The sequence below is a fragment of the Deltaproteobacteria bacterium CG11_big_fil_rev_8_21_14_0_20_42_23 genome (assembly GCA_002796345.1).
Taxonomy (GTDB): Bacteria; UBA10199; UBA10199; order 2-02-FULL-44-16; family 2-02-FULL-44-16; genus 1-14-0-20-42-23.
The window spans coordinates 1-7,670 of the sequence record PCXC01000069.1 but is presented as its reverse complement, the minus strand read 5'-3'; the positions used below and the strand labels follow the sequence as shown (position 1 = coordinate 7,670).

General features: G+C 42.2%; 6 protein-coding genes. 2 read left to right on the top strand and 4 right to left on the bottom strand.

The genetic code is table 11. The annotated features are described in order from the left end of the window. Positions 1 to 109: 109 nt before the first annotated feature. The 4 genes from COV43_08280 to COV43_08265 form a co-directional block, all read right to left on the bottom strand. On the bottom strand, positions 110 to 1,315 hold the full coding sequence (locus COV43_08280) for a hypothetical protein (protein ID PIR24852.1): 1,206 nt from the start codon (positions 1,313 to 1,315) through the stop codon (positions 110 to 112). Positions 1,316 to 1,386: 71 nt separating this feature from the next. Further along, the gene (locus COV43_08275) at positions 1,387 to 1,680 is read right to left on the bottom strand and encodes a hypothetical protein (GenBank protein PIR24851.1); all 294 of its coding nucleotides are present in this window, start codon (positions 1,678 to 1,680) and stop codon (positions 1,387 to 1,389) included. 95 nt (positions 1,681 to 1,775) lie between these two features. Further along, entirely contained in the window at positions 1,776 to 2,048 is a 273-nt protein-coding gene (locus COV43_08270; GenBank protein PIR24850.1) for a hypothetical protein, read from the bottom strand. Positions 2,049 to 2,130: 82 nt separating this feature from the next. Beyond that, positions 2,131 to 2,286, bottom strand: coding sequence for a hypothetical protein (locus COV43_08265; protein ID PIR24849.1), 156 nt, complete (start codon positions 2,284 to 2,286; stop codon positions 2,131 to 2,133). Between the two features lie 111 nt (positions 2,287 to 2,397). On the opposite strand from COV43_08265, the gene metH reads away from it, so the two are divergent. Further along, positions 2,398 to 5,892, top strand: coding sequence for a methionine synthase (gene metH / locus COV43_08260; protein ID PIR24848.1), 3,495 nt, complete (start codon positions 2,398 to 2,400; stop codon positions 5,890 to 5,892). A gap of 193 nt (positions 5,893 to 6,085) precedes the next feature. Further along, positions 6,086 to 7,576 carry a hypothetical protein gene (locus COV43_08255; protein PIR24847.1) on the top strand — a complete coding sequence of 497 codons (1,491 nt, stop codon included), beginning with the start codon at positions 6,086 to 6,088 and terminating at the stop codon, positions 7,574 to 7,576. Positions 7,577 to 7,670: the final 94 nt, after the last annotated feature.

Here is a 7,670-nt window from a genome sequence, read left to right as displayed (position 1 = left end):
TAGGTTCCCATGGCAACACCTTATCCATAAAGTGTTGCACTTCGTTTGTGAATTTAGGGGATCCATAATTCGCATTCAACTTCAAGATACAAACAGAAAAACACAACTCTTAAAGCAGAAAATCTTGAAAAATATAATTGGAAACTTCAATACCTCGATCGCTCAAGGTGAAATGATTTTCGTTGGCTATCAACAATCCTTCTTGCATAAATTTTTTAATTTGTTTTTCAAAAACTTCATTGAGTTTTTTTCCAAAGCAAGCTTCAAACGCAGTTGCATCAATACCTTCCCGAGTACGTAAAGCAAGAAAACAAAATTCGCTCATCGCAGCATCACGATTTATTTCATCAACATCTTTCCATTCGTAGTCACCTTGTAAATAATGATGAACATTTCGTGTGATGGTTCCACGGCGTGCAAAAAAGTTTTTTGCAGCATCATGATTTTTTACAAATGAAACAGCACCACTTCCTAATCCAAGGTATTCTCCATATTTCCAATAGTGTTGATTGTGTTTGGATTCAAAACCAACTTGTGCAAAATTAGAAACTTCATATCGCGGCAAACCGGCATCATTCATGAGTTTTGCCACTAAACGAAATTGCTCTAGCGCAAGTTCATCATCAAGTTTTGGGGGAAGTTTTTTGGCTTCGGCACTCTCATACTTTCGCGTAAGTGGAGTACCCGGTTCAAAAATAAGCTGATACGCTGAAATATGTGAAGGCGAAAACGAAAGCGCTGTCTTCACATCTTCTTCCACTTCACGTGTTGTTTGCGATGGAATGGAATAAATCAAATCACAGCTTACATTCTCAAAACCAGCTCGCCTTGCATCATCAAACACCGTAAAAATATCTTCCTTTGTATGATCTCTATCTAAAAATTTGAGCAAGTGCGGTTGGAATGATTGAATGCCAATGGACACACGATTCACACCAACTTCGTGTACCTCGCTAAGCCAATCGTATGCTGCTGTTGCGGGGTTCATTTCTGTGGTGATTTCAATATCGGATGAAAGCTGAAATAATTTTTTGGCTTCTTTCAGAACGGCCTCAAACAAATCTGCCCCCATAAGTGACGGTGTCCCCCCACCAAAAAAAATACTTACAAGTTCTCTGCCCTGAAAGCCATGCTGCAAGCACGCTTGCTGAAGTTGACTCAACAAAGCCTTTGCATAAGTTTCATGCGGAATTTCCTTTTTTTGCGTCGGCAACGAATGAAAATCACAGTAGCCACACTTCACCAGGCAATACGGAATATGGATGTAGAGAGAAAGCATGAGGAGAGTGAGTAAAGAAAATAAAGGGAAGTTCAAGAATAAAAGATCAATTCTACAAAATTCACCTAAAAAAATAAAAAGGAAGCTCTAAAAACATTGATAGTTTCTTAAGTTTTAATCGTAATAACTTTTTTGACGCCTGCGCTGTTAGTAATTTCAAGCTTATACTCGGTTCCTAGATGTACTTTTGCCTTTAAGCTAAAAGACGCTCTTAAATAATACACTGATCCGTCATCATTTAATTCCTCTTCAGTTAATTTAAGAACGCCTAAATCTGTACCATTTTCTCCAACAATACGAATTGTTGGTCGCGCACTTTGTGTGCGGTTATAGTCAAAGCTCTCATCGGTGTCATGTATAGCTGGAATAGGCATAGAGAGCTGCGCAATTCTCTCTCGCATTTCAGGATCTAACCCTTGAAGGCTTCTTTCAACAGCCTCATCAAAGCTACGTACCGTTTCATCAGCAATCTCATATTCAGTTTTTAATTGCTCAGCTAAACCTCGATCGCGTGCCTCATCGATACTTTGATCAAAAACAATATCAAGTGATAAAACGCCTTCTTTCTCTCCAGTCTTCGAAAAAGAAGAGAATATTGTTCCTTGGGAAATTGCATTTGGATCTGTTGTAAAGTGAACCTGCAGAGGTTCTTTTGGATCTGCATTATGGATATCAAGAACAAGTTCTCCTTTTTGAGATTTTGGCGCACAATTTCCAACACTCTTCTTTGCAGGGTGAAGGGTGGTGGTGCTTCTTCTTGCTTTCCCACTTCCCTTTCCTTGAACTACCTCAGCGAGCTTGTGGTGTGCAGTTCTTAGATTTTCAGAAGAAATAGTTAATTTTTGACCAACTCAAATTTTGTCACCTTCAATACCATTTGCTTGAGCTAGGCTTCTCCAATTCTTAATATCATATCGACGCGCAATCTTAGTTAAAGTATCTCCAGGTTTTACCGTGTAAATAGCCATATTTCTCCAAAAAAGTAGATGAAAGCCCCTTATTCCCATTATCGGCTCATAATGAAAAGAGTTGCGTAGTTTCTCAACATTCCTTTCTCAAAGCACCTAAGACCAAAAGCCTTGCCATGGGGGAAAAAACAGTATACTTGCCCAGACCACATGAACAGAAAAGAACGCGTACAAGCCTTAAAAAAGGCGATTTCGGAAAAAATTTTAGTGCTTGATGGTGCCATGGGCACTGAATTGCAAAAGATGAATCTCACCGCAGAAGACTTTGGCGGGCCCGATTTAGAAGGCTGCAACGAAAACCTCCTCATCACCAAGCCCGAAGTCATTCAAACCGTGCACCGCAGCTATTTAGAAGCTGGCGCCGATATTATCGAAACCAACAGCTTCGGCTCCACGCCACTTGTGCTAGCTGAATATGAGCTTCAAGACAAGGCTTATGAAATCAGCAAACTCTCAGCAGAACTGGCCAGAAAAGAAGCCGATGCTTTTAGCACAGAAACATGGCCGCGCTTTGTTTGCGGCTCGATGGGCCCCACGACAAAAGCCATCTCTGTTACGGGCGGCGTTACTTTCGATGAACTCATCGATCATTTCTACATCCAAGCAAAAGGCCTTTACGATGGCGGCGCCGATTATTTTCTCATCGAAACTTGTCAGGATACGCGCAACATTAAAGCTGCACTCTTTGCCATTGAAAAACTGAACTCAGAAGTGGAAACTCCGCTTCCCATGGCGGTTTCCGGGACCATCGAAAATATGGGCGCTATGCTAGCTGGCCAAAACATTGAAGCGCTCGCTATTTCCCTTTCACATTTTGACCTTTTATACATCGGCATCAACTGCGCCACCGGCCCAGACTTTATGACCGATCACATTCGCTCGCTTGCAGCCCTTAGCGCTTTCCCGGTTGCCTGCATTCCCAACGCAGGACTTCCCGACATGGATGGCCGCTATCTCGAAACACCAGAAAGCATGTCCACCATTTTGGAATACTTCTGTGATGAAGGCTGGATCAACGTTTTAGGCGGATGCTGTGGCACCACTCCAAAACACATCAAAGCCTTTCGAGCCCTTGCCGATAGAAAAACTCCTCGAAAACCTCAAGCTCTCGAAGGATCCTATTTATCTGGTGTAGAATTTTTAGAAGTGAGCGACGAAAAACGCCCTATGATGGTGGGCGAACGTACAAATGTAATTGGCTCGCGAAAATTTAAACAAATGATCATCGATGAAAAATTTGATGAAGCCAGCGAAATTGCAAAAGCCCAAGTAAAATCTGGCGCACACATTATAGACGTGTGCCTCGCAAATCCAGACAGAGACGAACTGAGCGACATGATCAACTTTTTGGAAAAAGTAATTCAAAAAGTTAAAGTTCCGCTCATGATCGATTCCACCGATGAAAAAGTAATTGAAAAAGCCCTCACCTATTGCCAGGGAAAAGCAATTATCAATTCCGTAAACCTTGAAGATGGTGAAGAACGATTTGAAAAGGTAGTTCCCATTGCAAAAAAATATGGTGCAGCTCTTGTGGTTGGTTGCATTGATGAAGACCCGGAACAAGGCATGGGAGTAAGCCGAGCGCGAAAACTTGAAATTGCAAAACGCTCGCATGAATTACTCACCAAAAAATATGACTTTCCTGAAGAAGATATTTATTTTGATCCTCTCGTTTTTCCTTGCGGAACTGGAGATGAACAATATGCAGGATCAGCCATAGAAACCATCGAAGGCGTAAGGCTCATTAAAGAAGCGTTGCCAAACTGCAAAACCGTCCTCGGCATTTCCAATGTTTCCTTTGGTTTGCCGCTTGCTGGTCGTGAAGTGCTGAATGCTGTTTTTCTTCATCACAACGTCAAAGCTGGTTTAGACCTTGCCATCGTCAACACGCAAATGCTCACACGCTTTGCAAGCATCAGCAAAGAAGAACTTGAAGTGTGCGATCATCTCCTCGCAAACACAGGTGACGACCCCATCGCAGCGTTTGCCGCCTTTTTCCGTGGAAAGAAAGCGCAGAAAGAAACTTCTCACAAAGATTCTCTTCCACTTTTAGAACGCCTTCCCCTTTATATTTTGGAAGGCAGTAAAGATGGGCTTTACAAAGATTTGGACGAAGCGCTTCAAACCATGAAGCCTCTTGAAATCATCAACGGTCCACTTATGAAGGGCATGGATGAAGTAGGTCGCCTTTTCAACAACAACGAACTCATCGTTGCCGAAGTATTACAAAGTGCCGAAGCCATGAAAGCCGCTGTAGATCATCTCAAGCCGCACATGGAAAAAAGTGAAACGAGCTCTCAAGGAAAAGTTTTGCTGGCTACTGTAAAAGGTGATGTGCACGACATTGGAAAAAATTTAGTCGACATCATTTTAAGCAACAATGGTTTTGAAGTCGTAAACCTTGGAATCAAAATTCCATCCGATCAACTCATTGAAGCTGTTCGCTCACACAAGCCAGATATCATCGGTCTTTCCGGATTATTGGTAAAATCTGCTCAGCAAATGCAACTTACCGCAGACGATCTCTGCCGCGCTGGCATTGATCTTCCTGTCATGGTTGGTGGCGCCGCACTTTCTGAAGAATTTACCAACAACAGAATTGCACCATCCTATCCAAAAGGAACCGTGCTCTACGCCAAAGATGCAATGAATGGTTTGGACCTTGCCAGAAAAATTATCAATCCAAAATCTTTTGAAGAACTCAAAACGCGCTTACACGAAAAACAAAGTGATGCGGCAAAAATAATAAAACCCGAAATAAAAAAAGTGGAAACTCCAACCACAAGGTCTTCGGAGATTGAGATTCTAAGCCAGTTTCCCGAAGTTCAAGATTTTGAAGCCCACACCATTCTCAACACACCTCTTGAACAGATTTGGAGTTTTTTAAATCCACTCATGCTCTACAGCCGTCACTTGGGCATGAAGGGAAAAGTGGTAAAGCAATTGTGGAACAAAGATTTTTCTGAACTTTCTCAAACGGAAGAAGGGAAAAAACAAATCGCACTTTGGGAACAAGTAGAAGAAGTGAAACATGAAATTCGCGAACAAAAACTTCTGCAACCAAAAGCGCTCTATCAATTTTTTGCTGCAGCAAGTGAAAGCAATACCCTCAATCTTTACCCGCATGGAAAGCTTGAAGAAAAAACTTCCCTCACTTTCCCTCGCCAGCAAAAAGAGAATGGCTGGTGCTTAGCCGACTTTACAGCACCACTTAAAACCGAAAACGCACAAGACGCTGTTTGCCTTTTTGTCGTCACTGCCGGAACAGGCGTTCGTGAACTTGCCGAGCAATGGAAAAACGAAGGCAAATACTTTAAGTCACATGCACTTCAAGCCATCGCACTTGAAACAGCAGAAGCCTACGCCGAATTGCTTCACGCTAAAATTCGCGGCATCTGGGGCTTTGCCGACAAAGCAAACATCACCATGATGGAACGTTTCCAGGCAAAGTATCGCGGTTGCCGCTTTTCCTTTGGCTATCCAGCCTGCCCACAACTGGAAGATCAAAAAATTCTCTTCGATCTTTTGCACCCCGAAACCATTGGTGTTCAACTCACCGAAGGCTTCATGATGGACCCCGAAGCCAGCGTCTCCGCCATCGTCTTCCACCATCCTCAAGCCAAATATTTCGCTGTGGGCTCGTAGCTACGGCAAATGGCGTTATCCGCCCTAGAAAGCGTGTTTTTTTGACCATCCTCTCAAAACAAACACAAAAAACGTATATTTTTTAACCCATCGGTATAAAACACTCTATATTTCAAACTGTTATACATGGGTGTTTTGGCAGGTGCATTGCACCACAAAAGAGGTGGTGGAACGTTTATTTGGGGGATGGGGTATGAAAAATCGCTTTAAACTGAAAGATCTGCAAAACATTCTTGTGCTGGCTGGCATTGGGGCTGTGGTGTATTTCCTCTGTCCTCAGCAACTTTTTGGAGACAGTCTCTCCAACCCAAACCTTCCACAACCTCTTCGAGAGAGCATTTATTTTCGCGATCTGTTTATCATTCTCTTTTCGCTCTCCCTTTTTGTTACCCTTCGCTCAACGTGGCGGTACCTCAAAAAAATCTGGGTTGATCCGATTAAAAAAATAAATGCGCTGCTTCACCTTCACCAAGAAAAACCTGAAGCGCTTCACGATATTTCATTTTCTGAAGAAGTGGGAATCGAAATTTCAGAACTTGCACAAAGTGTTAGCAGTTTGAGCAAAGTGCTGAAAGATGAAGTCTTTGCAAAGCGCTACATCAACAGCATTTTGCATGCGATGGCTGACATTTTAATTGTGTTGGATCAAAACGGAAACATTGAAATTGTAAATGCAACCACCCTCAAAGTTCTAGGCTATCAAGAAGACGAACTGCTGGGAAAACCAATAGAAACCTTACTTGAAAACGGGCTTCGCCTTCGAAAAACTTTGGCAGGTGAAGACGAAAAAGTAAGCGAAAAATTTTTGCTGAAGAAAAACGGGAAAAAGCTTCCCATTCTGTTTTCTACGTCTGTCATTGAAAGCGAAGAACATGTACATTCGCATATTATTTGTGTTGCGCAAGACATTACAGAACGAAACAAGTTTTACGAAATGCTGAAAGTACAAACCTGGGAACTTGCACACAAAAACGAAGAGCTGAAACATTTAGGCCTCATCAAAGATGAGCTTCTTGCTGCAAGCGCAAAAGATTTACGTTCGCCACTCACCATCATCAAGGCTGCCGCTGAAATGCTGAAAGAACGCGAAAAAGGCGACTTCACACGTGAGCAAAAAAAGTGTGTCACTCTTATCAACAACACTGCGGCACGCGTGATAAAAGCAATCAACACACGTCTTGATGCAAATAAAGTTGATATGCAGAAAAAAGAAGTGCGCATCAAAGAAATTGAAAGCACAAAAGTGTTGGCGCAAGTTTGCGAAAACTTTTCATTGATCACTTTAAGCAAAGACATTTCATTCGAAAGTAAATACGATGAAAAACTTCCTTACCTCTTTGCAGACGAAGAAGCATTGGAGCACGCGCTCACTTCTCTTTTTGATTACGCTCTTCAGAAAGCCACATCCCACATCACGTTGCAGGCGATGACAAAAAGAAATTTTATTGTCTTTAAAGTTTTGTTTGATGATGCAACAAAAGAAAATCAAGAAACGGAAGCAAAAGTTTTACAAGACTGCGAAGAAATTCTCAAACTTCATCACGTAAAAACTTTTCAAGAAAATATTTCCGAAAAAACAAAAGCCATCGGCTTCGCCCTTCCTCAATACGGAAACACCGCTCAAGACTTAAAGCTGCAAAATAAAGCTGAGGAAGAAAACCGCTTGGGCTTGTTGTTGCCTTAAGAGTCTATATTTTGTTTTGTCATCCTCGCGAAAGCGGGGATGTGGATTCACATTCGAAGTGCAACACTTGGTTCAAGAAGACCTCAGCAGGAGT

Coding starts and splice junctions, on each gene's coding strand:
- COV43_08275 (PIR24851.1), bottom strand. CDS start 1,680: ATGCGAGAGAGAATTGCGCAGCTCTCTATGCCTATTCCAGCTATACAT.
- COV43_08265 (PIR24849.1), bottom strand. CDS start 2,286: ATGGGAATAAGGGGCTTTCATCTACTTTTTTGGAGAAATATGGCTATT.
- metH (PIR24848.1), top strand. CDS start 2,398: ATGAACAGAAAAGAACGCGTACAAGCCTTAAAAAAGGCGATTTCGGAA.
- COV43_08255 (PIR24847.1), top strand. CDS start 6,086: ATGAAAAATCGCTTTAAACTGAAAGATCTGCAAAACATTCTTGTGCTG.